Below are 26,994 nucleotides of genomic sequence, written 5' to 3'. Positions count from 1 at the left end.
GACAGGACCATGACTTCGACTCCCGACACGCCCGAGCAGATCAGCGACACCCGCTACCGCGAAATGGTGGCCGCCGGTCTCGACCACATCAATCAGGGCGTCACCATCTTCGATCAGGACTTGCGCCTGGTGACCTGCAACCGCAGCTTTCTCACCCTGCTCGATTTCCCCGAGGCGCTGGCGGCGCCCGGCACGCCTTTCGCGGCCTTCATCCGCCACAACGCGGAGCGCGGCGAATATGGCGAAGGCGACATCGAGCAGCAAGTGGCCGAACGGGTAGCCGCCGCGCAGCGTTTCACTTCGCACGACACCCGGCGCCAGCGCCCCGACGGCACGCTGTTGAAAATCCAGGGCTTTCCCCTGCCGCACCAGGGCTTCATCGCGCTGTACTCCGACATCACCGAAGCCGAGCGCCAGCACGCACAGATCGACCGCCATCAGGCCGAGCTCGAAGGCCACATCCGCGAGCGCACCGCCGCCCTGACCGACGCCAACACCGAGCTGAAAGCCGCCATCGAGGCCAACCACCAGATCACCGCCGCACTCCAGCACAGCGAAGCCAAGCTGCGCCTGATCACCGACACCATCCCCGCTCACATCGCCTACTTTGACGCCAGCTGGACCTACCGCTACGCCAACAAGCGCTACGCCGAGTGGTTCGGCTGGACCAGCCAGAGCATGGTCGATCAGCCAATTGTCGACGTCATCGGCGAGACACTTTTCCGCCAGGTCGAGCCGCATGTGCGCCGCTCGCTCGACGGCCACGAAGTCACCTACGAATACGCCATAACCTCCACCACCGGCGCCCGCATCTTTGCACGCAGTACCCTGCTCCCCGACATCAACCCCGACGGCGAGGTGATCGGCTGTTTTGTGCACGCGGTCGACATGACCGAGCAACGCCGCACCCAGAACGCGCTGGCCCAGGCACAGAAAATGGAAGCCATCGGCCAGCTCACCGGCGGCCTGGCACATGACTTCAACAACATGCTCACCGTGGTGATGGGCAACCTGATGGCGCTCGGCGACGCACTCGGCGATGCCCCCGAGACCAGCGAATTTGTCGCCCCGTGCCTGACCGCTGCCGAAGGTGGCGCCGCGCTCATCAAGCGCCTGCTGGCCTTCTCGCGCCAGCAGCCGATGGAAGCCCAGCCGGTCGAGGTGAATGAACTGGTGCTCGGCATGGCGCGTCTGGTGCGCCGCTCGATGCCCAGCACCATCGCACTCTCAACCGCCTCGCACGCCGCAGATCTGATCGCGCTGGCCGACCCCAATCAGCTCGAAAGCGCCCTGCTCAATCTCGCCCTCAACGCCCGCGACGCCATGCCCAACGGCGGCGAGCTGCGCATCGAATCCTCACTCGACACGCTCGACGCCAGCGCCGCCGACGAGCTGGAAGTGCCCCCCGGCGACTATGTCCAGATCACCATTGCCGACAACGGCACAGGCATGGACGGCGCCGTGCTGGCGCGTGTTTTCGAGCCCTTCTTCACCACCAAGAAGTTCGGCATGGGCAGCGGGCTGGGCATGGCCATGGTGTATGGCTTCGTCAAGCAATCGGGTGGCGCCATTCGCATCCGCAGCCGGCAGGCAGTCGGCACGCAGGTAGCGCTGCTCTTGCCAAGCGCGCCCGCCGGTAGCCAAAGCATTACCCCCCCAAAGAACGCCAAGGATTTGGACATCGATCTGCGCGGCCGCGTCGTACTGCTGGTCGAGGACGATCCGGAGGTGCGCAAGGTCGTACGCACCCAGCTCGCCTCGCTCGAATGCACCGTACTGGAGGCCGAGAATGGCTACGAGGCGGCGGACCTGGTCGAGAACGTCCCGGAGATCGCCATGGTGCTCTCCGACGTGGTCATGCCCGGCGGGATGGACGGCTGGGCGCTGGCGCGCTTCGTGCGCCGATTCCGGCCGGAGATCCCGATGATTCTGATGAGCGGCTACGCTGAGGTGGGCGAACGTCACCAGGATGACAGCAGCGCCCCGCTGCTCGAGAAACCCTTTACCCGCGAGAAACTCGCCGCCGCACTCAACCGCCGCGGCGCGCGCTAGGAGACCGGCATGTCACACCCGCCCCGGCCCCTGATCCACGTCATTGAAGACGACCCGGCCATCGCCCGACTGATTGAATCGACGCTGCAACGTTTTGAGTTCCGCTGCGAACTGTTCGCCACCGGCGGCGACTTCCTGCGCCATCTACGTATCCAGACCCCGCAGGTCGCCATTCTCGACCTCGGCCTGCCGGACATGGACGGGCTGGACGTCATGCAGCAACTGCGTGCGCGCCATCGTTTCGGGCTGCTGATCGTCACCGGTCGTGGCGACACCCACGACCGGGTGATGGGTCTGGAGCTGGGCGCGGACGACTACATGACCAAGCCTTTCGAACCGCGCGAACTGATCGCCCGGGTGCGCAGCATCCTGCGTCGCTACCAGAGCGAACCGGCCGTCGGTAACGGCAGTGCAACCCGACGCGCGCATTTTGCCGGCTGGCGCTTCGACACCGGCACGCACCGTCTGATCAGCCCCGACGGCACCGAAGACACCTTGAGCGTGGCCGAAGCGCAATTGCTGACCGTTCTGCTCGAACACGCCAACCAGATCCTCTCGCGCGACCAGCTGCTTGATGGTCGCGACGTGTGCGCGCTTGATCGCAGCATCGACCTGCGCATCTCGCGCCTGCGCCGCCGGCTGGACGAAGACCCCCAGCACGCCAAGCTGATCAAGACCGTCTACGGCGCGGGCTACCTGCTCGCCGCGACGGTCGACTGGCAGTAGCCGCTAAGCGCGCTTCGCCACCAAGCGCCACAGCGTGGTCATTTCGGCCGCGCGCGCCGCATGCAGGGGGTCATCCGTGTCTTGCGCCTTGGCGTGGCGCGGACGGATTTCATGGCGGTTGTGCACCGCCAGACCCGCGGCATCGATCCATGCCAGCAGTTCTTCGCGGGTGCGCAGACCGAGGTGTTCGGCCAGATCCGACAGAATCAGCCAACCCTCGCCGCCCGGCGCGAGATGCTCGACCAGCCCGGCCAGAAAGCCACGCAACATGCGGCTGTCGGGGTCGTACACCGCCGCTTCAATCGGGGCCGATGGCCGCGCCGGCACCCAGGGCGGATTGCACACAATCAAGGGCGCGCGGCCTTCAGGGAACAGATCCATCTTCTGCAGCGCAACCTGCTTGGCCACACCGAGCTGCGTCAGGTTGTCCAGCGCGCACGCCAGTGCCCGCGGGTCGGTATCGGTGGCAACCACCTGCTTTATCCCGCGCTTAACCAGCACGGCCGCCAGCACGCCGGAGCCGGTGCCAATGTCAAAAGCCAGCGTCGTGGCCGGCAGCGGCGCCTGTGCAACCAGGTCGACATACTCACCCCGAATCGGCGAAAACACGCCGTAGTGCGGGGTAATCGTCGCGTCCAGCGCGGGCACGCTCACGCCCTTGAGCCGCCACTGATACGCCCCCACCAGGCCAAGCAGTTCGCGCAGCGAGATGGCGTAGTCGACCTTGGCCGCGCCAAACACGCTCATGCAGGCCTCGGCCACGTCCGGCGCGCGGCGCAGCGACACACGATGCCCCGCCGCCACCGGCACCAGCACCATGCCCAAGGTGCGCGCCTGCTGCGCCTGCGCCTGGCGATGCAGATGAAAGCGCTCGGCGATCGATTTGTCGTCCGACGGACCCCGCCGGCTGCGCTGCACGCGTCGGCTCATCGCCTGCAGGAGCTGGCGCGCGTTGTGATAGTCGCCCTTCCACAACAAGGCCGTGCCCTCGCAGGCCAGCCGGTAGGCGGTGTCGGCGCTCATGGTGTCGTCAGCCGTCACCACCCGACGCGGCGGCGGCGCGCCCCGCTCAGAGCGCCACTGCGCGCTTTGGGTGCGCGAGCCTACAGTCCATTCGATCATCGGCTGTTCGGATTCGGTCATGCCGGCCTCCGAAAACAGGTCGGGCAAAGCGTCACACACAGGCGGGCGTTTTTCACATCGGTCTCGATCGTCGGCACGGTGGCCCTGGTGGCACACCGCAATAGCAAAAGCGGATTGTACGCGCGCCGGCTTGCCCTCGGCCGGCCGGCTCGGCTAGGCTGATCCCCCTGCTGCCTCGATCCGGGCCCATGAATCACTTTTCCATCCCCTTTGGGCTGATTTTCAGTCTATTTGTGTTCGTCATGATCTGGCGCGTCATCATGCGTGTGCTGCGCCGCGTTTCTCGCATGACCGACAGCCTGCCTGCCGACGCCGGCCCGGTCGTGGGCCGCTCCGGCTGGGGCAGTGCCGTCGTCAACGGGGCCCGCGCCACCAACTGCATTCGCGTGGTCGAATACGCCACCGGCCATGCTGTCCAGATGCATCCCATTTTTGGCGGCGGGCTGGTGTGGCTGCCAAAAGTCGACACCACACAACAACTCAACGGCACAGCCGCCCTGCTGAACCATGGCAAACATGCGATTCAACTGACCGGAAAACTCGCCGAATTCATGAACCCGAACAACCGCAACACCACGGCCGCACCCGCGCATGCGCACGCCACACACACCCACCGGACCGACCCCGACCCGGACCACTCAAAAGCCACCGCCCTCGCCACCGGCGTGCGCCGACTCCCGCGCGACACGGGTGGCAGCGGGCTGAGTCGTCTGGCTATCTGGATTGCCATCGCGCTGCTGGTGTTCGTGGTGCTTCGCCGCACCGTCCCCGAGCTGATCGCGCCGATCGAACAAATAATCACCGAGCTGCTGAGAGGATTCTGACACGCCATGTCATCACCCCCGACACCGCCCAAGCACGACACCACCACCATCGTCGTCGGCCCGGACGAAATGATCGCCCGCATTCGCACGGCCAAGCCCGAGCTGATGCAATGCCCCGTGCCGCCCGGCGCCGGTGTGCCGCAAGCCACGCCGGCCAAACCAACACATCCGGCCGAGCAGAATCTGTATCAGTCAGCCGGTGCCCTGATGCGCCGCCTGGCCGACACCGTGACCGAGTGGCGCACCCAGGTGCCCCACGACGCGCAGCCCGCCATCCTCGCCATTCTGCATGGCGGCGTGCAGATCAATGTCAGCTTGCTGGCCGAAGAGAGTTTTCACGGCATCCGGGTCGAAGGCACGCTCAATGGCGCGCCCTGCATGTTGCTTGCGCATCAATCCTCGATCCAGCTGCTGTGCTATGTGGCCAAGGTGGAGCCCGAGGCGCCACGGCGCACCATCGGCTTCATCATCGACGGAGAAACACGAGAGATCTGATGCGTATCAGCCACCTTGACCACCTGGTACTGACGGTCGCCGACATCGCCGCGAGTTGCGACTTCTACACACGCGTCATGAAGATGGAGAAAGTCGTCTTTGGCGGCGGCCGCATCGCGCTCGCCTTCGGCCACCAGAAGATCAACCTGCATCAGCATCACGCCGAGCTGCAACCGCATGCCAACGCGCCGCTGCCAGGCAGCGCCGACCTGTGTTTCATTAGCAGCACACCGCTGACCGAGGTCATCGCCCATCTGGCCGACTGCGGCGTCGCGGTGCTTGACGGCCCGATTCCGCGCACCGGCGCCACCGGCCCGATCCTGTCGGTGTATTTCCGCGATCCGGACGGCAACCTGATCGAAGTCTCGAACCCCGCCTAAACGCTGGACAGCAGCCGCTCGAAGCCTGGCCAGTCGGCCGGTGTCACGGCGCACTTGCGCGCATGGCGGCTCCAGCCCTCACCCGCCGCCAGCGCCGCGATGAAGCCCTCGCGGTCCGTCACCCAGCTGCCACCCAGCGAACTGACGCCGCGCGCAAACAAGGCATCCGGCAGACAGCCGGCGCTGGGGCCGATCAAGGCGATGCAGTTGGCGCGCTCGCATCGCGCCAGCATGCCCTCGAGCGTGTCATTGAGCAGGATCGTGCTGGTCGACAACACCTTGTTGCAGTCGACCAGCGCCGAGGCGTCCGTGGTGACTTCATAGCCCGCTTGCATCCCGGCCAGATCGGCATTCAACTCCACCACCACCAAGCGCGCACCCGATGCCACGATGCGATCGGCCAGCGGCCGGAAGAAGCCGATCATGCCGATACGGTCGCCGGCCTCGGGCCGCAGCCCCCCGATGGAGTCCACGCTGTCAGGCGGCGCGTAACCCGTCCGGTCGAGAAAATGCCGGGTGATCGCATTGGCCGCGGCGAAGCCGAGCGTACGTGCGACGCCCTCACCCTCGGCGTAGGCACGCGCCAGCGTCACGGCCTCGGCCCCGACCACGCCCAAGCCGTCGCGCCCATCGAGCAGTTGGCGCAGCGTGTCGTCGAGCAGCACATACGACAGCCCCAACGCGCCGTCTTCGAGCTCGATCGCGCAGAACTCGCCGTTCTTGCTGCCGGCCGCTTCGAGCGGCGGCAGATGCAACGCACGGACGCATGGCAGCGGGTGCCGTGCGGCGATCTGTTCGAGTTGCTTCAGGTAGTCGTTGGCAAAACTCATGGTCGCTCCTTTGAAGACGGCGTTATCGCCGCGTGCTGGCCCGCGCGCACCGCTTGTGAGGCCTCGCCACCCGATACCGTCGAACGCCGGTTCTCGGGCGTTCTGAGCGCCCCAGGGAAGTACTCGGCGGTAAGACTCTTGCTGTGGACCGGCGATTCGACATCGCTGGGGCCGAATCGTCGCCAGTCGCGCACCCAGAAGATGGCATCCGACAGCTCAAGCAGCCCGACCGTCTCCCGGTCACCGATCAGCACGCCTTGCACGCGCAAGCCCGTATGCGCTTTTACGCTGGCCAGTCGCTCGGCCAGCGCCGGCGTTGCACCAAAGGCGCCATCGGTGGCGAGCAGCAGGTCAGCCTGCGCCCACTGCGCCGTGGCGACCGCATCCAGACAACGCTCGAGCGGCCCACCAATATCGGTGCCGCCGCGAAAGGCCTGACCAAGAAACTGCGTCAGGCGCACCACGCCGTCTACATCCATCGACAGCTGAATTTCCAGCACCTCACCGGGCCCGCCAAACGCAAACACCCGGCAATCGCGCCGCTGCGCATGCGCACTGCGCGCCGCCTCCAGCACCACCGCCTTGGCCACCGCCTCAGCGCCACCCTGCATGGAGCCGGAGGTATCGACGCAAATGAGCATCGGCCCCATCTCGGGGCGCGGCGCCGGTGTGGGCGCGGGCGTCGGCAAATACACCGTGCTGATCTCGTGCACGACCTCCGACATCCGGTCATCGTCTTCGTAGGTCAGCAAGGCGCGCTCGGCGCGTCGGGCGTGCCAGACCAAACGAAGTTTTGGGTGCCCGAGCAGAACCGACTCCACCGGCAGCATGCGGCTAATGCGGTCCGAGCGTTGAATCCCGCGGGTTTCGCCGGGCAAGTCGGGAACGCGCACGCGGCGTGAGAACTGACGCGTGGCTTGTGCCGCGCGCTGGATGTCGGTTTGTCGGGCGCTGTCGGTGTCGGGCTGACGAGCCGCTTGCGCCCGGCCCAGGCCCCGAATCACCTTGGCGAGTTCAGGCAGTTGTTCAATCAAACGTCGCGCCTGCACGACGGCCTGCCAACTGGTGCTGCGCAGCAAACCGGCCAGCAGGTCCCAGCGATCGTTATCGGCGAGGTCGGGCACCTGCCCGAGCGCCGCCGCCAACTCGTCCATCACACCGCAGCGATCTTGCCAGTCGGCGGAAAACGCGTCGATGGCCATCTGGGCGGCCTCGGATGCGCTCGCGCCGCGATCCTGATAATCGACAATGAGATCGAGATGAAACAGCGCACTCATCAGCACGGTGTCGGCCAGCGCCGCTTCACGCTGACAGTGGCGCGCCAGTGCGAGCTGTTCGAATACCGCCACCAGCGGCGCGGCCAACGGATCGCCCGGCCAACGCCATGCCGGCGCATCGGGCAGCGTGCCCTGGGCGAGTTGCGTCCGTAACTCATCAAGCGCCGACAGGCGGGATTCGAGCTCACCCAGCGAATGCGTCAAGCCGCCCAGCCACAGACTGCGCGGCAGCGTTTCCAGCGCGGCGAGCTTGTCTTCCAGCGCGGAGAACATCAGCGGTGAGACCACCTCGGCCGCCGGCATCGGAGACCTCAATCGTCCCAGGCGTCGTGAACGACGGGGTCGGGGGCAGTCCCTTGTCCGTCGGCCAGTCGCGGCAGCGCCTCGAAGCCGGCACGGGCCGTCATCGCACGCTCGCGAAGTGCGGCAATCGCCAGCACGGTGCCGTCAAGGCGATTCCGGGCGGCATCGGCGAAGGCGGGATCCATCCACAAGCTCGCGGTGGCGTATTGCGCGAGATCCTCGGCCTGGGCCTGCACCTCCGCCGCATAGCGCGCGATACGCGCAATCAGCGCATCGACCTGCGCAGTGCGCGCCTCGATGTGCACCTCGCCGTAACGGCGCTTGCGCTGATACGTCATCCGCAATGCGCCCGCCCCGCCCTTGGCGTCACCCACCTCATGCGCCAGATCGCCGGCCGAGAAGCGCAGGCGGCCGTCGGCGTCATAGTCCAGGTCATTGGCCTTGAGTTCAGCCGCCAACTGTGCCTCGAAGGCCTCGACCACGCGGGTGAGGCGAGGCGGCGAGATGGCCATCCGAATCCCCAGACGATCGAGCAGCCAGGTCGCGATCTGATGTTGCGATTCACGATCGGCACCGAGACACGCGGGCAGCAACGACAGGTCCCACATCGACACGTCAGCACGCGCCTCAGTCGCCGCGGCGGTCTTGAGCAAGTACACCACTTTGACCCAGCGCCGGTCCGACACACTCACCGTCATCTCATCCAGCGCACTGCGAAGCTGCCCCAGCAAGGCGATGACGGTATCGGGAACGCGCACCTCGGCGGTAACTGAAGCCAGCCACGCGAGATCCTCGCGCGACAAGCGCTCGGCGAACGGTGCCATCCCGGTATCGGTAGGCGAGGCGAGCAACTGGGCGAACCTCCCCGTACTGACTGGCTCGACCGGCAAGCGCATCAGGAATCGATCAAAAAACGCCTCGGCCACTTCATCGTCCGGCACCGCATTGGTGGCGCCGACCACCGACACCAGCGGACAGCGAATCCGCCCCGCACCGTTGTCGAACTCACGCTCGTTCAAGAGCGTCAGCAAGGCGTTAAGAATGGCGCTGTTGGCCTTGAACACTTCATCGATGAAGGCAATGCTGGCATCGGGCAAAAAGCCGGCAACATGCCGCTCATAGCGATCCTGCTCCAGTGCGCTGATCGACAAGGGGCCGAACAGCTCCTCGGGCACGGAGAACCGGGTGAGCAAACGCTCAAAATACCGGCCGTCCGAAAACGCCAGGTGCAAACGTCTGGCCAGGGCGCTCTTGGCCGTGCCCGGCGGGCCGATCAGCAGCGAATGCTCACCGGCAAGTGCAGCCAGCAGAACGCGTCGTGCCAAGGTGTCGCGCTCGACCAACCCCTCCGAGAGCTGATCGAGAATGCGCTTCAGACGCAGGGTCAATTGGGAGTGCGTAGACGCGGAGATCATTCACCGATGATAAACACCGGACCCGCCTTCTGTCTTGACGCACGGCAACCAGAAAAACACCGACACGCAAGCAGCAAAGAAAAAGGCCCCCGCATTCGCGGAGGCCTTTTTGTTTTTGGGGCGACATACCGGTTTCGAACCGGTGACCCTTGGAATCACAATCCAATGCTCTACCAACTGAGCTAATGCCGCCACTTTCTGTCACCGGCGCTTTCGCACCGGTTGAATAACCTGGTCTGCCCGGCAGGGATCGAACCTGCAACCCCCGGCTTAGAAGGCCGGTGCTCTATCCAATTGAGCTACGGGCAGATTCGCCGGGCAATCGGGGTGAGCCTGGTCGGGGTGGAGGGATTCGAACCCCCGACATCTTGCTCCCAAAGCAAGCGCGCTACCGGACTGCGCTACACCCCGAGAAGGCGCGAATATTACACAGACTCTGGAAAGGCGTCAAACACATTTTTTTGTACCGTTTTCACCGGCAAACGCGCTTTACTTGCGGCCCCTGCTGCTTTCTGCTATTAAATCGCCTTCACACATCCACGAGTACGACGGCATGGCTGACGACACACTGCACAAACAGTTCCCGCCTTATGTTCCCACCAAAGGTGAAGAATATATGAGCGAGAAACAGCAGGCGCATTTTCGCGAAATCCTCAGTAGTGTGAAGTCCGAGCTGATGGACGATATCGAACGGACGGTTCACACCATGCAGGACGAAGCGACCGTGTTCGCCGACCCCAATGACCGCGCCAGTCAGGAGTCCGATATTGCGCTCGAACTGCGCAACCGGGACCGTGAGCGCAAACTCATCAAAAAGATCGACGAGGCCCTGGGCCGCATCGAATCCGGTGAATATGGCTATTGCGATAGCTGTGGCGTCGAAATCGGCCTAAAGCGCCTGGAAGCGCGCCCGACGGCGACCATGTGCATCGACTGCAAGACCCTTGAGGAAATGCGCGAGCGCCAAGTGGCCAAATAAGCCTTTCGGGCGTTTTTCGCATCGCCGTTCAAGCGGCCGCAGATAAAAAAAGAGGCACCCGCGGGTGCCTCTTTTCATGTCCGACCGTCGATTACTCGGCGGTTTCGTTCTGGACGGCCTTCATGCTCAAACGGATACGACCACGGTCGTCCGTCTCCAGCACTTTGACTTTCACCACATCGCCTTCGTTGACGTAGTCGGTCACCTTCTCGACCCGCTCGTTGGCGATCTGCGACACGTGCAGCAGACCATCGCGACCCGGCAGCACATTCACAATGGCACCGAAGTCCAGAATGCGCACCACGGCGCCTTCGTAGACCTTGCCGACTTCGACTTCCACCGTAATGGCTTCGATCTTGGCCTGAGCGGCTTTTGCGCCTTCGACGCTGACCGACGAAATCGTGATATTGCCGTCGTCCTGAATCTCGATGACCGTGCCGGTCTCTTCCTGCAGCGCGCGAATCACCGAACCGCCCTTGCCGATCACGTCGCGGATCTTTTCCGGATTGATCTTCATGGTGATCATGCGCGGCGCGAATTCAGAAACTTCACCGCGGTGCGAATCAAGCGACTGCTTCATCAGGTTCAGTATGTGATCCCGGCCTTCCTTGGCCTGGGCCAACGCGACCTGCATGATTTCCTTGGTGATGCCCTGGATCTTGATGTCCATCTGCAGTGCAGTCACGCCGTTCTCGGTACCGGCGACCTTGAAGTCCATGTCGCCGAGGTGATCTTCGTCACCAAGGATGTCGGTCAGCACAGCGAAGCGGTTGCCGTCCTTGATCAGGCCCATGGCGATACCTGCCACGTGGTCGCTCAACGGCACGCCGGCGTCCATCATGGCCAGCGAACCACCGCACACCGACGCCATCGAGCTGGAGCCGTTGGATTCGGTGATTTCCGACACCACACGCACGGTGTAGGCAAAGTCTTCAGCCGTCGGCAGCACGGCAGCCAGCGCGCGCTTGGCGAGTCGGCCGTGGCCAATTTCGCGGCGCTTCGGCGTACCGACGCGGCCGGTTTCGCCGGTAGCGAACGGCGGGAAGTTGTAGTGCAGCAGGAAGCGGTCGCGGTACTCACCGGCCAGCGCGTCGATGATCTGCTCGTCACGGCTGGTACCCAGCGTGGCGACGACCAGCGCCTGGGTTTCACCCCGGGTGAACAGTGCCGAACCGTGGGCACGGGGCAGCACGCCAGTGCGAATGTCGATCGGGCGAACGGTGCGGGTGTCGCGGCCGTCGATACGCGGCGCGCCACTCAGGATGCGACCGCGAACCACGGACGCTTCCATGTTGTGCAGCAGATCTTTGACTTCGTTCTCGGTCGGCGCGTCGTCGCTACCGTCGCACACCAGCGCGATGGCTTTCTTGCGAACGTCGTTGATCTGAGCGGTCCGTGCCTGCTTGTCGGTCACGTTGAATGCGGCGTCAATGTCGGCTTGCACGGCTTCGTTCAAGCGTGCGATCAGGGCCTCGTTGGCCGGCGGCGCCTGCCAGTCCCAGGCGGGCTTACCAGCGACTTCAACCAGTTCATTGATGGCATTGATGGCCGCTGCCATCTGCTCGTGACCAAACACCACAGCACCGAGCATGACTTCTTCGGACAGCTGCTGGGCCTCGGATTCAACCATCAGCACGGCGGCTTGGGTGCCGGCGACCACGAGATTCAGCTTACTCTCGACCAACTGTGTCGTGGTCGGGTTCAGAATGTACTGACCGTCGATGTAGCCGACGCGGCAGGCGCCGATCGGGCCATTGAAGGGCACGCCGGAAATCGCCAGCGCGGCGGACGCGCCGATCATTGCCGGGATGTCCGGATCAACTTCCGGATTCAGCGAGAGCACGGTCAGGATGACCTGAACTTCGTTGTAGAAGCCTTCCGGGAACAGCGGACGGATCGGACGATCAACCAGACGGCAGGTCAGGATCTCTTTCTCGGAGGGGCGACCCTCGCGCTTGAAAAAGCCACCGGGGATCTTGCCGGCAGAATAGGTCTTTTCCTGATAGTCGACGGTCAGCGGGAAAAAGTCCTGACCCGGACGGGCCGACTTGGCGGCGACAACAGTGGCGAGCACCACGGTGTCATCGATATTGACGATGACTGCACCGCCGGCTTGACGAGCGACTTCGCCCGTTTCGAGCGTGACGGTATGAGCACCGTACGCGAATGATTTCTTGATTGCGTTAGGCAAGGCACTTTCCTTTCAAGTTAGGCAGCAGGCGACAACTGCCGGGTTTCTTTGCGCTTTGAGTGAAATCGGGAGAGACAATGACAAAAGCCGGCGCGGCCGCAAGGCTCACACCGGCTTTCAATGCGGCTGGCAGACGCTGCTGACGCAGTCGCCATGGGCACCATCCGCTTACTTACGCAGACCGAGGCGCTCAATCAGAGCACGGTATGCATCGGCATTCGTGCGCTTCAGGTAATCAAGCAGCTTACGACGCAAGCTCACCATCTTGAGCAGACCGCGGCGGGAGTGATGATCCTTTGCGTTCGCTTTGAAGTGGCCGGTCAGGCCATTGATGCGGGCAGTCAGCAGTGCCACCTGAACTTCAGGAGACCCCGTATCGCCCGGTGCGCGCTGGAAATCACCAACAATCTGCGCTGTCTGTGCTGTATCGAGAGCCATGTAACGTTACTCTTTGGTTGAATTCTGGTTTTCGGAAAAGCGGGGATTATAACGATGCCCCACCGTAAGTTCAAGTTTCTACGACGGTTTTGATCGTCGAAGATACACGATCACGCCGTGACGACCAAGCGCCGCGACGATAGAACACCACCTTCATCGACCTCGCCGAGGCCCAGAAAGCGTGCTGATTGATAGACCCGGTAAGACCCCGCCACACGGTGCTCCAGTGCGACCGTCTGCCCATGGCAAAGCTGGCGCGCCTGCGCCGCGTCCAACGGCAAACACGGAAGCTCACCGATCAGGCAATCAATTGGCTGCAGCATCGCACGAGCGGACTCAATACTCTCCGCCTCCACGGCATCCAGCGACACCGCGTTTTCGATAGAAAATGCACCAATCGAAGTACGCCGCAAGGCCGTCAAATGTGCGCCACACCCCAGGCAGGCGCCGATATCTTCCGCCAAAGTGCGAATATAAGTCCCTTTGCTGCAACGCACACGCATCACAAACACATCGGGCGCCGTCGGCTCGCAATCAAGCGAATAAATCACGATACGCCGACGCTTTCGCTCAATGTCGATGCCTTCGCGAGCGTAGGCATATAGCGGCTTGCCAGCATGCTTGAGCGCCGAATACATCGGTGGCAACTGCTCCATCTCACCGACGAACGCCATCGCTGCCGCGATGATTTGCTCCGCGCTGAACACCACATCTTGAGACGCAACGACCTCACCTTCAGCATCGCCCGTGGTCGTCGTCATGCCGAGTTTCACCGTCGCCTCGTAGCCTTTGTCGGCATCGAGCAAGGCCTGCGAGAACTTTGTCGACTCGCCAAAGGCCAGTGGCAGCAAGCCGGTTGCCATCGGGTCCAGCGTGCCGGTATGTCCGGCTTTTGCAGCACCCAGCGCGTTCCTGGCGCGCTGCAATGCGGCGTTGGAACTGATGCCCTGCGGCTTATCCAGCAACAACACCCCATCGACCGGATCGCGCCGACGGGGTGGCCGTTCAGTCTTCTTCATCCGACGACTTGGAACGCGCTTCATCTTCGTGCACCGCCTTGTCGATCAACGCCGACAACTGCGCACCACGTTCAACGGAAGCGTCATAAATAAAATGCAACTCGGGCGAGGAGTGAATCCGGATCCGGCGCGCAAGCTCGCGACGCAGGAAACCCGATGCACGGCGCAAACCGGCAAGGATTTCATCCACGCCTTCGGCGCCGGTCATCGATGTGAAGTAGACCTTGGCATGCGCGAAATCGGGCGTCACATGCACTTCGGTCAGGGAGATGAAGCCGATCCTCGGATCTTTCACCTCCATTCGCAGCAACTCGGCCAGCTCGCGACGCATTTGCTCGCCAACCCGCATTGCCCGTGAATAATCCTTCGCCATTCGAACTCCGGATTACAGCGAACGCGCGACTTCGCGCACTTCGAAGATTTCCAGGTGGTCACCTTCCTGAAGATCGTTGAAGTTCTTGAGCGACAGACCGCACTCGAACGCCGACTTCACTTCTTTCACATCGTCCTTGAAGCGCTTGAGCGACTCCAGTTCGCCGGTGTGAACCACCACGTTGTTGCGGAGCAGACGCACTTTGGAACCGCGCTTGACGACACCTTCGAGCACATAGCAACCCGCGATGGTACCGACCTTCGACACGGTGAAGACCTGACGGACTTCGACCATACCGATCACTTCTTCGCGCTTCTCCGGCGCCAACATACCCGACAACGCCGACTTCACTTCATCGACAGCGTCGTAAATGATGTTGTAGTAACGCAGATCCACACCGAAATTCTCGGCCAGATTGCGCGCCTTGGCATCAGCACGAGTATTGAAGCCGATGATCACGCCACCGGACGCCTGTGCCAGGTTCACATCGGATTCGGTAATGGCACCGACCGCACCGTGAATAACCTTGACGCGCACTTCGTCGGTCGACAACTTCTGCAAGGCGTGCACCAGCGCTTCTTGCGAGCCTTGAACATCTGCCTTGATGATGAGCGGCAGCGTTTTGACTTCGCCTTCGGACATCTGCTCAAGCATGTTTTCAAGCTTGGACGCCTGTTGTTTGGCCAGCTTGACGTCGCGGAACTTGCCTTGACGAAACAATGCAATTTCGCGTGCCTTGCGCTCATCGGCGAGCACAATGGCTTCGTCGCCGGCGGCCGGCACATCCGACAGACCGAGAATCTCCACCGGAATCGACGGACCTGCCGATTCGACCGGCTTACCGTTCTCATCCAGCATGGCGCGAATACGACCAAAGGTCGCACCGACAAGCATCACATCACCTTTGCGCAAGGTACCCGACTGCACCAGCAGCGACGCCACCGCGCCACGGCCTTTGTCCAGGCGCGCTTCAACGATCAGGCCCTTGGCGGGCGCCTCGTATTGCGCATTCAGTTCAAGCACTTCGGCCTGGAGCAGAATCGCTTCGAGCAGGTCATCAATGCCAGCGCCGGTCTTGGCCGACACCGAGACGAACATCACCTCGCCGCCGTACTCTTCCGGCATCACGCCCTCGGACACCAGTTCTTGCTTGACGCGCTCGGGGTTGGCTTCGGGCTTGTCGATCTTGTTGACCGCAACCACCAGCGGCACGCCAGCGGCTTGCGCGTGGTGGATTGCTTCCTTGGTTTGCGGCATCACGCCGTCATCGGCTGCGACCACCAGAACCACGATGTCGGTTGCCTTGGCACCACGCGCACGCATGGCCGTAAAGGCCTCGTGACCCGGGGTATCCAGGAAGGTAATCATGCCGCGATCAGTTTCGACGTGGTAGGCGCCGATGTGCTGGGTAATACCACCAGCTTCGCCCGAGGCGACCTTGGCAACACGAATCCGGTCAAGCAAGGAGGTTTTACCGTGATCGACGTGACCCATGACGGTCACCACTGGTGCGCGCGGCTCCAGCGGGACGTCTTTGTGATCTTCGGACTCTTCCAGAAAGGCGTCAGGATCATCGAGCTTCGCGGCATGCGCCTTGTGGCCCATTTCCTCGACGATGATCATTGCCGTTTCCTGATCAAGCACCTGGTTGATGGTCACCATCGAACCCATCTTCATCAGCGCCTTGATAACCTCCGTCGCCTTGATCGCCATCTTGTGCGCGAGATCGGCAACGGAAATCGTCTCTGGGACATGCACGTCGTGCACCACCGGATCCACCGGCGCCTTGAAGTTGGTACTGGTCTGCTGCTGATCACGCTGATTGCGGGAATTACGACCACCGCCGCTGCGCTTGCCACCACGCCAGTTGCTGGTCGTACCTGCCGGCGTATCGGCGCCACGTGTTTTCAGCGTGCGGCGCTTTGCGCCCTCGCCAGCGTTGGCGTCCTTGCGACCGGCCTCTTCTTTCTGCGGTTTATGCAGCGTATGAGCATCCGCACCTTTGGCTTTGGCCTTTGCACCTTCGGCAGCTTCGAGTTTGGCACGCTCGGCAGCAGCACGCGCCGCCACTTCACGCTCTTCGCGTGCCTGGCGATCAGCCACTTGTCGTGCAAGCAGATCGGAATGCCGGCGAGACTCATTCTCCCGAGCCTGGATTTCGGCGGGGTCGAGCAGCTCAGAAATCTGAACGCGGCGAACACGACGCTTGGTTGTCGTGGCGGGCGCAGCCTTATCAGCCGGTTCGTCCGCCTTGGCCGTTTTGCCTTTAACCGGTTCGCTCTTGACCGCAGCGGGCGTTTCACTCACCGGCGCCTTAGACGCAGCAGGCTCAGGGGCCTTTTCTGCCTCGACTGCGGCGGGCGCCTCTTGAGCGGCAACGACCGGCTCAGGCACTTCAACCACGGGCTCGACGACTTCAACGACAGGCTCAGCAGCCACCGGCTCGACAACTTGCGTCGGTTCGGCTTCAAGCACGGGGGGTTCGGTACCAGCAACAGCATCAGCGTCGACTTCCGCCGCCACTTCCGCCTCGGTGTCCTTGCGGGCCTCGGCTTCGGCCACGAGTTCATCACGCTTCACGAAAACACGCTTTTTACGCACTTCCACTTGAACCGTGCGTGCGCGACCGGTCGAGTCCGTTGCCTTGATTTCGCTGGTTTCCTTGCGGGTCAGCGTGATCTTGGATTTGGTCTTGTCTTCGCCATGCGAACGCCGCAGGTAGTCCAGCAGCTTGGTCTTGTCTTGCTCGGTCAGCTGACCATTTGCATCCGCAATACTCACACCGGCCTTATTCAACTGCTCGAGCAGCAAGGCTGCCGGCATTTTCAACTCGCCGGCAAACTGTGTCACTGTAATTTGTTCCATCTTCCCCCCTTGCCTTACTCGAACCAGTGCGCGCGCGCGACGGTAATCAGCGCAACAGCACGGGACTCATCGATCCCGGTCATCTCCACCAGTTCGTCGGTCGCCAGATCCGCGAGTTCATCGCGTGTCCGCACCCCATGGCTTGCCAGAGCCGCCGCCAGATCCTTGTCCATGCCATCCAGGCCGATCAAGTCTTCGGAAACGGTTTCCAGCTTCTCTTCAGTCACAATCGCTTCGGTCAGCAAAACGTTTCGTGCACGGTTGCGCAATTCGTTGACCGTATCTTCATCAAACGCTTCAATTTCAAGCATCTCGGACAGCGGCACGTAGGCGATCTCTTCCAAGGAAGTAAAGCCTTCATCGATCAGAATGTCAGCCACTTCTTCGTCCACGTCCAGACGCTCCATGAACAAGGTGCGCAAGCCACCGCGCTCGACATCCGCACGCTGCGCTGACTCTTCCTCGCTCATCAGATTGATCGACCAGCCAGTGAGTTCAGACGCCAGCTTGACGTTCTGACCACTACGGCCAATGGCGATCGCCAGATTGTTTTCGTCGACCACCACATCCATGGCGTGGGTTTCTTCGTCAACGACGATGGAACTCACTTCGGCCGGTTGCAACGCGGCAATCACAAACTGGGCCGGATCCGGCGACCAGACGATGATGTCAATCTGCTCGCCGCCGATTTCGTTACGCACTGCAGTCACACGCGAACCGCGCAAACCGACGCACGTACCAATCGGATCGATCCGCTGATCGTGCGCCTGAACGGCGATTTTTGCACGCAGCCCGGGGTCACGCGCACACGCCTTGGTTTCCAGCAAGCCGTCTTCGATCTCAGGCACTTCGAGTTCGAACAGCTTCATCAGGAATTCCGGCGCGGTGCGCGACAGGATCAGCTGCGGCCCGCGCGCATTGCGATCGATGCGCAGCAAGTAGGCCTTGACGCGATCACCGATGCGCAGGTTTTCCTTCTGGATCATCTGATCACGCGGCAACAAGGCCTCCAGACGACCGACCTCGATGATCGCGTTGCCGCGCTCCATCCGCTTGATCGTGCCGCTGACCAGGAATTCCTTGCGCTCAAGGAAATCGTTGAGCACTTGCTCGCGCTCGGCGTCGCGGATCTTCTGCAGAATGACCTGCTTGGCCGCCTGCGCGCCGATCCGGCCGAAGTCGATCGGCTCCAGCGGCTCTTCGATGAACTCGCCGACTTCAATGTCGGAGACCTCTTCACGTGCATCGATCAGACCCATTTGGGCCTCATCGTTCTCTACCTCTGCATCGGGCAGAACCTCCCAGCGACGGAAGGACTCGTAATCGCCCGTCTCACGGTCGATCGTCACGCGCACATCGGCATCATCGTGAATGCGTTTCTTGGTGGCAGAGGCGAGCGCCAACTCCAGCGCAGCGAACACGATGTCCTTCGAAACATTCTTTTCACGCGCCAGTGCGTCGACAAGCAGCAGAATTTCGCGGCTCATGTAATCAAACCTCCAGACCGAAGCTCAAAATTGGGGCACCAGACGTGCTTTCTCGACTTCCTCGAGCGGGATTTCCAGCACACCAGCATCTTGCGCCAGCAACACCTTCCCGTCGGCAAAGCCCTTCAGCACGCCTGAAAAATTTCGTTGATTCCCGTTGTTCAATGGCAGATGCGTGCGCAACTGGATGGTCTCACCCGCAAAGCGCTCGAAATCGGCCGCCTTCTTGAGCGGGCGATCCAGGCCGGGCGAAGACACTTCCAGACGGTCGTAGTCGATATTCTCGACCTCAAAGACCCGGGTCAGTTGATTGCTGACGGTGGCGCAATCGTCCACCGTGATGCCTCGCGGCACATCGATGAGTACGCGCAACAGCCGGGCACGAGGCGACATTTCCACGTCAACCAACTCGTAGCCCAAACCCGTAACCACCTGTTCAACAAAGCCTGCCAGATCCATTTTCGCGCCCAAAAATAAAAAAATGGGCTTACGCCCATCCCCATCGTTTCAACTGGAAATCGGTGTTTTGGCGGCATGGAGCCACCAAAACTCTCCGATTATAACCACTTACATGCCCTCAAGCAATTTCAGCGTCGCGAACGGCGCCCTTTGCTCGGCACCGCTTTGGGTGCTTCAATGCCGGCCAGCTGGCACACCAGCGCCTCTTCCAGGTTTTCGACCTGACCCCGCTTCAAACGCGAGGGCATCAGCACGGGGCCATAGCGCACACGCATCAATCGACTGACGGTCAATTGAAGCGCTTCGAACATGCGGCGCACCTCGCGGTTCCGCCCTTCGGACAAGACCACGTGATACCAATGATTTGAGCCTTCGCCGCCGCGATCCACCACACTGGTGAAGCGCGCCGTACCGTCGCCCAGCTCAATACCGTTCTTGAGCAAGGCGATCTGCTCATCGGTCAAGGTTCCGAGCAGCCGCACCGCGTATTCACGCTCCATTTCGTAGCGCGGGTGCATCAGCCGATTGGCCAAGGCGCCATCATCGGTAAACAACAGCAAACCCGAGGTATTGAAATCCAGGCGACCCACGGCAACCCAGCGACCGTGGCGCAACTTGGGCAATTGCTCGAAAACCGTCGTTCGCCCTTCGGGGTCGTCCCGCGAGACGATCTCGCCTTCGGGCTTGTGATACATCAGCACCCGAGGCACCTTGGTTTCGAAACGCAGTTGCACAAGCTTGCCATTGACCCGAATACGATCCATGGGCGTCACTTTCTGGCCAATGGCGGCAGGCTCTTCGTTAACCGAGATACGCCCCGCGATGATCATTTCTTCAATCTCGCGCCGCGAAGCCACGCCGATCGAGGCCAGCGCCTTGTTCAATCGCTCAGGCACGGCAAACTGCTCGGGCACACGACGCCCGCCCTGACCTTTCGCGCTCTGCCCACCCCGACCAGCCGCTGCGCGCGGCTTGCCTTGATGGCCTGCTCCGACAACGTTCCCGTTGGCTTCGCCCTGCGGGCCTGACCGGTGCTGACTACCGCTACCACCGCGACCACCCCCGGCGCCGGACGGCCGCTGACGCGGACCGCCGCGAGGCGCAACATTACCGTTCACCTCGGCGCCATCACCGCTCGCCGGCGCGCCACCGGAGCGCTGGCGAGCCCGACCACCGCCGCCCGCATTCTGAGCTTGATTGCCACGCGGCGCCCGGTTGCCATTGGCTTCCTGGCCGTTGCCAGCATTGCCCTGCCCCTTGTCGCCTCGCGGCCCACGGCCACTACCGGAACGATTGCGTGAGTTGCCTCGCGGCGGCCGATTACCGTCGGGTTCGGGCCGATCACCGCCTCCGCGCGGGGCTTGCTGACCATCACCGGAATTTCCCGCGCTCTTGTCGCCACGCGGGCCACGGCCACCGCCAGAACGGTTGCGCGACTTGCCACGCGGCGGCCGGTTGCCGTCCGCTTCAGGCCGCTCACCACCGCTTTGCGGGGCTTGTTGAGCTTCGCCGGAATTTCCTGCGCTCTTGTCGCCACGCGGGCCACGACCACCGCCAGAACGATTGCGCGATTTGCCGCGCGGCGGCCGGTTGCCGTCCGCTTCGGGCCGATCACCACCACCTTGCGCCTGCGGCGCTTGCTGCCCGTCTCCCGCCGCACGCGATTCACCACGAGGCCGCCTGCGGCGCCCCTCTTTGGGCGCATCGCCGGCACTGCTCGAGTCGTTATTCTGCGTCGGTTGCGGGTTGGGTTTCTGGGAGTTCGACAAGATCCATCATCCTTTCAATTTCAGTCAACGGAGGCAACTCCGTCAGGCTTCGCAGCCCAAGCTCGTCGAGAAATCGACGGGTCGTCGCCAGAAGCGCGGGACGACCGGGGGTGTCCCGATAGCCCACCGCATCAATCCAGCCACGCGATTCAAGCGTTTTGATAACGTTGGTGGATACCGCAACACCGCGAATATCTTCGATATCACCCCGAGTCACTGGCTGGCGATAGGCAATGATGGCCAGCGTCTCGAGCACCGCCCGTGAGTACTTCGGCGGCTTTTCGTCTTTCAAGCGATCCAGGAAGACCTGAATCTCCGGCCGGGTCTGGAAGCGCCAGCCCGAGGCAATCTGCACCAGCTCAACGCCACGCCCCTGCCACTGCTCGCGCAAGGCTTCAAGCAGACGACGCACCATGTCGCTGCCCGGGTCCTCCGCAAACAGCTGTCGCAAGGCCGAGACCGATCTCGGTTCGCTTGCCGACAGCAAAGCCGCTTCAAGAATCCGGGTGTACTCCTCAGGCGTGCTCGGTTCCTGCATCGTTCAGCTTCACGTATATCGGCGAAAACCCGGCAGTTTGCGTGATCTGAACCAGCCTTTCCTTGACCAGTTCGAGCATCGCCAAAAAACTCACCACCAGATGCGCAGCGCCTTTGGTCGGATCAAACAAGGTATCGAAAACCACAAACTCACCACCGTGCAGACAACGCAGGATGCGGCTCATGTGCTCGCGCACCGAAAGACTTTCCTTGCGAATGTGGTGATGCTGGGTCAGTTTGGCTTGACGCGTGATCCGCAGCCAGGCCAGTTGCAAGTCGTGCAAGCCAACGTCCGGCAAGCGCTCGACGACTTTCTCCGCGACAAAAATGCCGACCCATTCAATATCCCGGCCGACCCGCGGCGTGGCGTCCAGTTTCAGGGCAGCCAGCTTCATCTGTTCGTAGTCTAGCAGTCGCCGCACCAATTCTGCACGCGGATCGTCTTCTTCTTCGACCACCCGTGGTGATTTTGGCAACAACATGCGCGATTTGATCTCGAGCAGCATCGCGGCAATCAGCAAATAATCCGCGGCCAGCTCCAGATTGTGCCGGCGCATCGCCTCAACATACTTCAGATACTGGGCGGTCAGCGGCGCCATCGGGATGTCGAGGACGTCGATATTCGCTTTTCGGAACAGATACAACAGCAAATCCAGCGGCCCCTCGAAGGCGTCGAGAAACACCTCGAGCGCCTCCGGCGGAATATACAAATCGGCCGGCAGTTTGAGCATGGGCTCACCATACAGGCGAGCAACAGCGGCGCGCTGCGCCGGCGTATCCTCCGGCGCGAGTGGTAGTTCAGCCGTTTCGACGGGCAACACCGAGTCAATCATCGGGCCACCCCGGCAACTTAGCTATACCCCAGACCCATGGCGTCGCGAACATCGCGCATGGTTTCCTGCGCCAGTTTGCGTGCGCGCTCGTTGCCATCCGCAACAATATTGCGCACCAGGGACGGATCATCCAGGTACGGCTGAGCACGCTCACGCATGACGTCCTGTTCTTTCTGGATCGCTTCGAGCACCGGCTGCTTGCAGTCGAGGCAACCAATGCCCGCGCTCGTGCAACCTTTCTGCACCCAATCGTGCGTGCCGGCGTCAGTGTAGATCTTGTGAAACTGCCAGACCGGACATTTTTCCGGATCACCCGGATCGGTGCGCCGAACACGCGCCGGGTCGGTCTGCATGGTGCGAATCTTTTTGGTGACCGACTCGGTGTCTTCACGCAAAAAGATGGTGTTGCCGTAAGACTTGGACATCTTCTGCCCGTCCAGCCCCGGCATACGCGCGGCTTCGGTCAGCAAGGCGCCCGGCTCGGCCAGAATCATCTTGCCGCCGCCGTCGAGGAAGCCGTACAAACGCTCGCGGTCGCCATGGCTCAGGCTTTGCGAGTCATCGATCAAGGCTTCGGCCTGGTCTTGCGCCTCGGTGTCGCCTTCTTGCAGGAAGCGGGTCCGCAGCTCGTCGTAGAGATTGGCGCGTTTGCGCCCAAGCTTTTTAATCGCTTCGCGTGCCTTGTCTTCGAAGCCCGGCTCGCGGCCATAGAGGTGATTGAAGCGGCGCGCGATCTCGCGGGTCAGCTCAACGTGCGGGACCTGATCTTCACCCACGGGCACCTTGTCAGCCCGGTAAATCAGGATGTCGGCCGACTGCAGCAAGGGGTAACCGAGGAATCCGTAGGTGGACAAATCCTTGTCCGACAGCTTTTCCTGTTGATCTTTATAGGTCGGCACACGCTCCAGCCAGCCCAACGGGCACATCATCGACAACAGCAAATGCAGTTCTGCATGCTCAGGCACGCGCGACTGGATGAAGATGGTGGCCTGGGTCGGATCGACGCCTGCGGCCAGCCAGTCGATCACCATATCCCACACACTTTCTTCAATCACCAACGGGCTGTCGTAGTTGGTGGTCAGGGCATGCCAGTCGGCCACGAAAAACAGACAGGGATACTCGGACTGCAGCTTGACCCAGTTTTTCAACACACCGTGATAGTGGCCGAGATGAAGTCGGCCGGTCGGCCGCATACCTGAAAGAACGCGCTCTGCGTACATGTGAGAACTCAGAATCCAAAAATGACAGCAAGAAAGTAACTGAAAACACCGATCAAGGGGCCAAGAATTCGCCCCAGCACACCGGAGATCAGCAACACGATAAGGATTGGAAAGCCGTACGGCTCAAGCCGGGCAAACTTCCATGCCAGGTTGGCCGGCAGCAGGCTCACGGCAATTCGCCCGCCGTCGAGTGGCGGGATCGGCAGCAGGTTGAGCAACATCAGAATCAGGTTGATCTGGATGCCGGCGTCGGCCATCTGTGCCATCGGCAAGGTGTAGGCCGAGGCCGGGGCGACGATCGCTACTTTCAGCAAGGCCGCCCAAGCCAGTGCCATGAGCAGGTTGGCGCCCGGCCCGGCCGCAGCCACCCACAACATGTCGGCCTTGGGATTGCGCAGGCGGCCGAAGCTCACCGGCACCGGCTTGGCCCAGCCAAACAGCATGCCACCGGCACCTGCCAGGGTGCTCATCAATAGAATCGCGCCCGGCACGAGGATGGTTCCGACCGGGTCGATATGACGCAAGGGGTTCAGGCTGATACGGCCGGCGAGATCCGCCGTCGGGTCGCCAAAATAGCGCGCGACATAACCGTGCGCGGCTTCGTGCAAGGTGATGGCCAGAATCACGGGCAGTGCCCAGATGGCCACGGTGGAAATCAACTCTTGCATGCGCTCACGGCGTCAGAAAACGGGCGATTGTAACAGAGCGCACCGCCTCAGCCGGCATCCAGGCCAAATGGTGACAGGTCGCCGCGTCCGGCACGCACCAGTTCAGGCGAGCCGCTGCTCAGGTCAATCACCGAGGTCGGGTCGCCCGGACAGCCACCGCTGTCGATCACCAGATCGACCACTTTACTGAGGCGGTCGCGGATGTCCTCGGCATCGGTCATCGGCAGATCGTCTCCGGGCAAAATCAGCGTCGACGACAGAATCGGTTCGCCCAGCGCTTCGAGCAACGCAGCCACCACGGGATGCTCCGGCACACGCAGACCGATGGTCTTGCGCTTGGGGTGCAGCAGGCGACGCGGCAGTTCTTTGGTCGCCTCAAGAATGAAGGTGTAGGGGCCCGGCGTGGTGGCTTTGAGCAGACGGTATTGCGCGTTGTCGACACGTGCATAGGTGCCAATCTCGGACAGATCGCGGCACAGCAGCGTGAAGTGATGGCGCTCGTCCACATTCCGGATACGACGAATGCGGTCGAGCAAACCGGCGTCACCCGTGTGCCCACCAAGCGCGTAGGCCGAATCGGTCGGGAAGGCCACCAGGCCGCCACGACGCATGATCTCCGCGGCCTGGTGCATCAGGCGCGGCTGTGGTTGTTCAGGGTGTACGGTAAAAAACTGAGCCATGACATTCCATTAAAAACGATCAATCAAGCTCGACCAGACCGGCACCACGCCGTCTGGCAAAGGTGCGCAGCGCCCGAGATCGACCCGGCTTTCCTGCTCGCCGTGAAAATCCGACGCGCGCGATGCCAGCAGATTGAACCGCCGTGCATAGCGGGCGAATTTACTCACTTTCGCGTCCGAATGCGACCCCGACACCACCTCGATGCCCTGCCCGCCGGCATCGACAAAGCGCGCCAGCAGACGCTCCATCTCGATATCCGAGAGCCGATACCGCCCGGGATGCGCCACCACCGGCACGCCGCCGGCGGCCCGAATCCACTGTACGGCATCGGCCAGCTCGGCCCATCGGGTTTCGACAAACCCGGGTTTTCCGCGCACCAGATAATGCTTGAACACCGCATCCACATTAGGCATCAAGCCGATCGCCACCAAATGCCTTGCAAAGTGTGCGCGACTCACCAGCGCGGGGTTGCGCGCAAAGCTCAGCGCGCCATCGAGCACGCCGCGAATGCCCAGCGCCGCCAACGCGTCACTCATTTGCCGGGCGCGGATGTGTCGCCCGGCTCGCAACCCAGACAGCCCAGTCTCGAGCGCCGGATTGTCTGCATCGACCCCCAAGCCCACGACATGAATCGTCTCGCCCCCCCAGGACACCGACACCTCGACCCCCGGCACCAGCCGGATACCGGCCTCCGCCGCGGCGATCTGCGCCTCGGCCAGACCACCGGTTTCGTCGTGATCGGTCAGCGCGAGAAAATCGACGCCATTGGCTGCGGCGCGGCGCACCACATCGGTCGGTGACAACCAGCCGTCCGAGACCGTGGAATGGCAATGCAGATCGGGGTTCTTGGGTATCGCATGCATCAGACAGGGCTCCTGTTCTGCGCCGCAAGCACAAAGCTTTCAATCAATTGCGCGACCTGCTCGGGCACATCGTGATGCAGGTTATGACCCGCGTTCGGGATCAAATGCTCCCTAAAATCTGAAAAACAGGCTTTTGCGTTGGCAATCTGCGCCGCATCCACACCCAATTCCTGACGCAGCGTCTCGTCTTCCGGCTCGATCCACATCACCGGCGCCTTCGCCCGCCGCCAGCAGGCTTCCGCCTCGGCGCGACGATACAACACCGGATTGACGCGCTGATGCGCCGGATCGGCCGCCAGGCTCACTTGGCCATCGTCACAGGTCCGCCCCAGTACGCCCGCCAGGAACCTCGCCTTGCCCGCATCCAGACGTGGATTGCGCCGACGCAACCGCTCGGCCAGCGCATCAAAACTGTCGTACAGGCGCCATGGCGAGGTGACCGCAAGCCCGTTCAGCCACTTTTCGTAACGCCCGGGCGCCTCGTCGGACGGCCGGTCGGCCAAGCCAAACGCGTCAATCGCCACCACGCTCGCCACCCGCCGCGGGCGGATGCCCGCGTACAAACACGCGATGTTGCCGCCCATGCTATGCCCCACCAGATGCACCGGCGCCTCGGGTGAGAATTCGCTCACCAGCGCATCCAGATCGGCCAGATAATCGGGAAACCAGTAACCGCCCAACGCCCACTCGCTGCCACCAAAGCCCCGCCAGTCGGGCGCCACCACATGCCAGTCGCCCTTCAATGCATCGACCACAAACTGGAAGCTCGCCCCCGCATCGCCCCAACCATGCAACATGATCAACAAGGGCGCATCATCACGCCCCCAATGGGTGCAATGCATGCGCAGGCCACGCAGCGTTGGGCGAGTGAATCGACTGGGTTTCATGGGCGGCATCATAGCAAAGCCTTGCACCGCTTTCGGTCGGGTGATAACGTTGCGCCGTCGTGCGGGAGAGTGCTCGGTCAGCCGAGCCGCCGAAGGCGTAACCCCCCGGAATCGCTCAGGCAACATGGACCGCCGACAATTCAAGAATCTGGAGAGCGATGTGGGCCGACTGGCCAGCACATCCACCGAAGGGGCACCCGCCAGACGCGCGGAATCTCTCAGGTAGAACGGACAGATGGGGACGCCACACCTTGTGTGCCGTCCCTTTTTTGTCGCCTAC

26 protein-coding genes, 3 tRNA genes and 1 riboswitch are annotated in these 26,994 nt (G+C 62.4%); of the genes, 6 read left to right on the top strand and 23 right to left on the bottom strand.

What is annotated here, in order from left to right:
* Positions 1–9: 9 nt before the first annotated feature.
* Together FHP91_RS12430 and FHP91_RS12425 are read left to right on the top strand one after the other, a co-directional pair.
* On the top strand, positions 10–2,052 hold the full coding sequence (locus FHP91_RS12430; RefSeq protein WP_246116296.1) for a PAS-domain containing protein: 2,043 nt from the start codon (positions 10–12) through the stop codon (positions 2,050–2,052).
* A gap of 9 nt (positions 2,053–2,061) precedes the next feature.
* Positions 2,062–2,778 (top strand): response regulator transcription factor, encoded by a 717-nt coding sequence (locus FHP91_RS12425; protein WP_186301536.1) that lies wholly within the window; start codon positions 2,062–2,064, stop codon positions 2,776–2,778.
* Positions 2,779–2,781: 3 nt separating this feature from the next.
* Here the strand turns inward: FHP91_RS12425 and FHP91_RS12420 are convergent, their stop codons facing one another.
* On the bottom strand, positions 2,782–3,921 hold the full coding sequence (locus FHP91_RS12420) for a 50S ribosomal protein L11 methyltransferase (protein ID WP_144309904.1): 1,140 nt from the start codon (positions 3,919–3,921) through the stop codon (positions 2,782–2,784).
* A 188-nt stretch (positions 3,922–4,109) separates the two neighbouring features.
* Between FHP91_RS12420 and FHP91_RS12415 the strand changes: the two genes are divergently transcribed.
* Genes FHP91_RS12415 through FHP91_RS12405 form a run of 3 tightly spaced genes read left to right on the top strand, consistent with a single transcriptional unit; the run spans position 4,110 to position 5,620 of the window.
* On the top strand, positions 4,110–4,745 hold the full coding sequence (locus FHP91_RS12415) for a hypothetical protein (RefSeq protein ID WP_144309903.1): 636 nt from the start codon (positions 4,110–4,112) through the stop codon (positions 4,743–4,745).
* 6 nt (positions 4,746–4,751) lie between these two features.
* Positions 4,752–5,240: a hypothetical protein gene (locus FHP91_RS12410; protein ID WP_144309902.1), complete on the top strand. Its 489-nt coding sequence runs from the start codon at positions 4,752–4,754 to the stop codon at positions 5,238–5,240.
* Positions 5,240–5,620 (top strand): VOC family protein, encoded by a 381-nt coding sequence (locus FHP91_RS12405; RefSeq protein ID WP_144309901.1) that lies wholly within the window; start codon positions 5,240–5,242, stop codon positions 5,618–5,620. The genes FHP91_RS12410 and FHP91_RS12405 overlap by 1 nt, the downstream gene beginning before the upstream one ends.
* On the opposite strand, the gene FHP91_RS12400 is transcribed toward FHP91_RS12405, so the two are convergent.
* The 6 genes from FHP91_RS12400 to FHP91_RS12375 all read right to left on the bottom strand — a co-directional run bounded on the left by FHP91_RS12400 (position 5,617) and on the right by FHP91_RS12375 (position 9,856).
* Positions 5,617–6,450, bottom strand: coding sequence for a Rossmann-like domain-containing protein (locus FHP91_RS12400; RefSeq protein WP_144309900.1), 834 nt, complete (start codon positions 6,448–6,450; stop codon positions 5,617–5,619). The genes FHP91_RS12405 and FHP91_RS12400 overlap by 4 nt on opposite strands.
* Positions 6,447–8,030 carry a VWA domain-containing protein gene (locus tag FHP91_RS12395; protein WP_144309899.1) on the bottom strand — a complete coding sequence of 528 codons (1,584 nt, stop codon included), beginning with the start codon at positions 8,028–8,030 and terminating at the stop codon, positions 6,447–6,449. The genes FHP91_RS12400 and FHP91_RS12395 overlap by 4 nt, the downstream gene beginning before the upstream one ends.
* 8 nt (positions 8,031–8,038) lie before the next feature.
* Complete coding sequence (locus FHP91_RS12390; protein ID WP_144309898.1) at positions 8,039–9,445, bottom strand: AAA family ATPase; 1,407 nt, start codon at positions 9,443–9,445, stop codon at positions 8,039–8,041.
* 116 nt (positions 9,446–9,561) lie between these two features.
* Positions 9,562–9,637: transfer RNA gene (locus FHP91_RS12385), tRNA-His, on the bottom strand.
* Positions 9,638–9,677: 40 nt separating this feature from the next.
* Positions 9,678–9,754 (bottom strand) — tRNA-Arg (locus tag FHP91_RS12380).
* A gap of 25 nt (positions 9,755–9,779) precedes the next feature.
* Positions 9,780–9,856: transfer RNA gene (locus FHP91_RS12375), tRNA-Pro, on the bottom strand.
* Positions 9,857–9,998: 142 nt separating this feature from the next.
* Here FHP91_RS12375 and dksA point away from each other — a divergent pair.
* A complete protein-coding gene (gene dksA / locus FHP91_RS12370; protein WP_144173206.1) occupies positions 9,999–10,424 on the top strand; it encodes an RNA polymerase-binding protein DksA in 426 nt (141 codons plus the stop codon).
* A gap of 91 nt (positions 10,425–10,515) precedes the next feature.
* Here dksA and pnp read toward each other — a convergent pair whose 3' ends face one another.
* The 16 genes from pnp to FHP91_RS12290 form a co-directional block, all read right to left on the bottom strand.
* Positions 10,516–12,615 (bottom strand): polyribonucleotide nucleotidyltransferase, encoded by a 2,100-nt coding sequence (pnp, locus tag FHP91_RS12365; RefSeq protein WP_144309897.1) that lies wholly within the window; start codon positions 12,613–12,615, stop codon positions 10,516–10,518.
* A 168-nt stretch (positions 12,616–12,783) separates the two neighbouring features.
* On the bottom strand, positions 12,784–13,053 hold the full coding sequence (gene rpsO / locus FHP91_RS12360; protein ID WP_144173201.1) for a 30S ribosomal protein S15: 270 nt from the start codon (positions 13,051–13,053) through the stop codon (positions 12,784–12,786).
* A gap of 110 nt (positions 13,054–13,163) precedes the next feature.
* Entirely contained in the window at positions 13,164–14,072 is a 909-nt protein-coding gene (gene truB / locus FHP91_RS12355; protein ID WP_144309896.1) for a tRNA pseudouridine(55) synthase TruB, read from the bottom strand.
* Positions 14,059–14,445, bottom strand: a complete 387-nt coding sequence (rbfA, locus tag FHP91_RS12350) for a 30S ribosome-binding factor RbfA (RefSeq protein WP_144173196.1) — start codon at positions 14,443–14,445, stop codon at positions 14,059–14,061. Before rbfA ends, truB begins: the two co-directional genes overlap by 14 nt.
* A gap of 12 nt (positions 14,446–14,457) precedes the next feature.
* Positions 14,458–17,310 carry a translation initiation factor IF-2 gene (infB, locus tag FHP91_RS12345; protein WP_144309895.1) on the bottom strand — a complete coding sequence of 951 codons (2,853 nt, stop codon included), beginning with the start codon at positions 17,308–17,310 and terminating at the stop codon, positions 14,458–14,460.
* A gap of 14 nt (positions 17,311–17,324) precedes the next feature.
* Positions 17,325–18,797 (bottom strand): transcription termination factor NusA, encoded by a 1,473-nt coding sequence (gene nusA / locus FHP91_RS12340; protein WP_144173192.1) that lies wholly within the window; start codon positions 18,795–18,797, stop codon positions 17,325–17,327.
* A 24-nt stretch (positions 18,798–18,821) separates the two neighbouring features.
* The gene (gene rimP / locus FHP91_RS12335) at positions 18,822–19,256 is read right to left on the bottom strand and encodes a ribosome maturation factor RimP (RefSeq protein WP_144173190.1); all 435 of its coding nucleotides are present in this window, start codon (positions 19,254–19,256) and stop codon (positions 18,822–18,824) included.
* 128 nt (positions 19,257–19,384) lie between these two features.
* Complete coding sequence (locus FHP91_RS12330; protein WP_391527568.1) at positions 19,385–20,152, bottom strand: pseudouridine synthase; 768 nt, start codon at positions 20,150–20,152, stop codon at positions 19,385–19,387.
* Positions 20,153–20,370: 218 nt separating this feature from the next.
* Positions 20,371–20,928 (bottom strand): hypothetical protein, encoded by a 558-nt coding sequence (locus FHP91_RS12325; protein WP_144309893.1) that lies wholly within the window; start codon positions 20,926–20,928, stop codon positions 20,371–20,373.
* 53 nt (positions 20,929–20,981) lie between these two features.
* Entirely contained in the window at positions 20,982–21,563 is a 582-nt protein-coding gene (scpB, locus tag FHP91_RS12320) for an SMC-Scp complex subunit ScpB (RefSeq protein WP_144309892.1), read from the bottom strand.
* Positions 21,541–22,395: a segregation and condensation protein A gene (locus tag FHP91_RS12315; RefSeq protein WP_144309891.1), complete on the bottom strand. Its 855-nt coding sequence runs from the start codon at positions 22,393–22,395 to the stop codon at positions 21,541–21,543. The genes scpB and FHP91_RS12315 overlap by 23 nt, the downstream gene beginning before the upstream one ends.
* A gap of 17 nt (positions 22,396–22,412) precedes the next feature.
* Positions 22,413–23,615, bottom strand: coding sequence for a tryptophan--tRNA ligase (locus tag FHP91_RS12310; protein ID WP_144309890.1), 1,203 nt, complete (start codon positions 23,613–23,615; stop codon positions 22,413–22,415).
* A gap of 8 nt (positions 23,616–23,623) precedes the next feature.
* Positions 23,624–24,283, bottom strand: coding sequence for a site-2 protease family protein (locus FHP91_RS12305; RefSeq protein WP_144309889.1), 660 nt, complete (start codon positions 24,281–24,283; stop codon positions 23,624–23,626).
* Positions 24,284–24,330: 47 nt separating this feature from the next.
* Entirely contained in the window at positions 24,331–24,963 is a 633-nt protein-coding gene (locus FHP91_RS12300) for an L-threonylcarbamoyladenylate synthase (RefSeq protein ID WP_144173175.1), read from the bottom strand.
* 9 nt (positions 24,964–24,972) lie between these two features.
* Entirely contained in the window at positions 24,973–25,827 is an 855-nt protein-coding gene (locus FHP91_RS12295) for a 3',5'-nucleoside bisphosphate phosphatase (protein ID WP_144309888.1), read from the bottom strand.
* The gene (locus tag FHP91_RS12290) at positions 25,827–26,714 is read right to left on the bottom strand and encodes an alpha/beta fold hydrolase (protein ID WP_144309887.1); all 888 of its coding nucleotides are present in this window, start codon (positions 26,712–26,714) and stop codon (positions 25,827–25,829) included. The genes FHP91_RS12295 and FHP91_RS12290 overlap by 1 nt, the downstream gene beginning before the upstream one ends.
* A gap of 52 nt (positions 26,715–26,766) precedes the next feature.
* A riboswitch (glycine riboswitch) is annotated at positions 26,767–26,855 on the top strand.
* Positions 26,856–26,994 lie beyond the last annotated feature (139 nt).

It is taken from the genome of Denitromonas halophila (genome assembly GCF_007625155.1).
In the GTDB taxonomy this organism is placed as follows: domain Bacteria; phylum Pseudomonadota; class Gammaproteobacteria; order Burkholderiales; family Rhodocyclaceae; genus Nitrogeniibacter; species Nitrogeniibacter halophilus.
The sequence above is the reverse complement of the archived record's forward strand: the minus strand, read 5'-3'. Positions and strand labels throughout refer to the sequence as shown.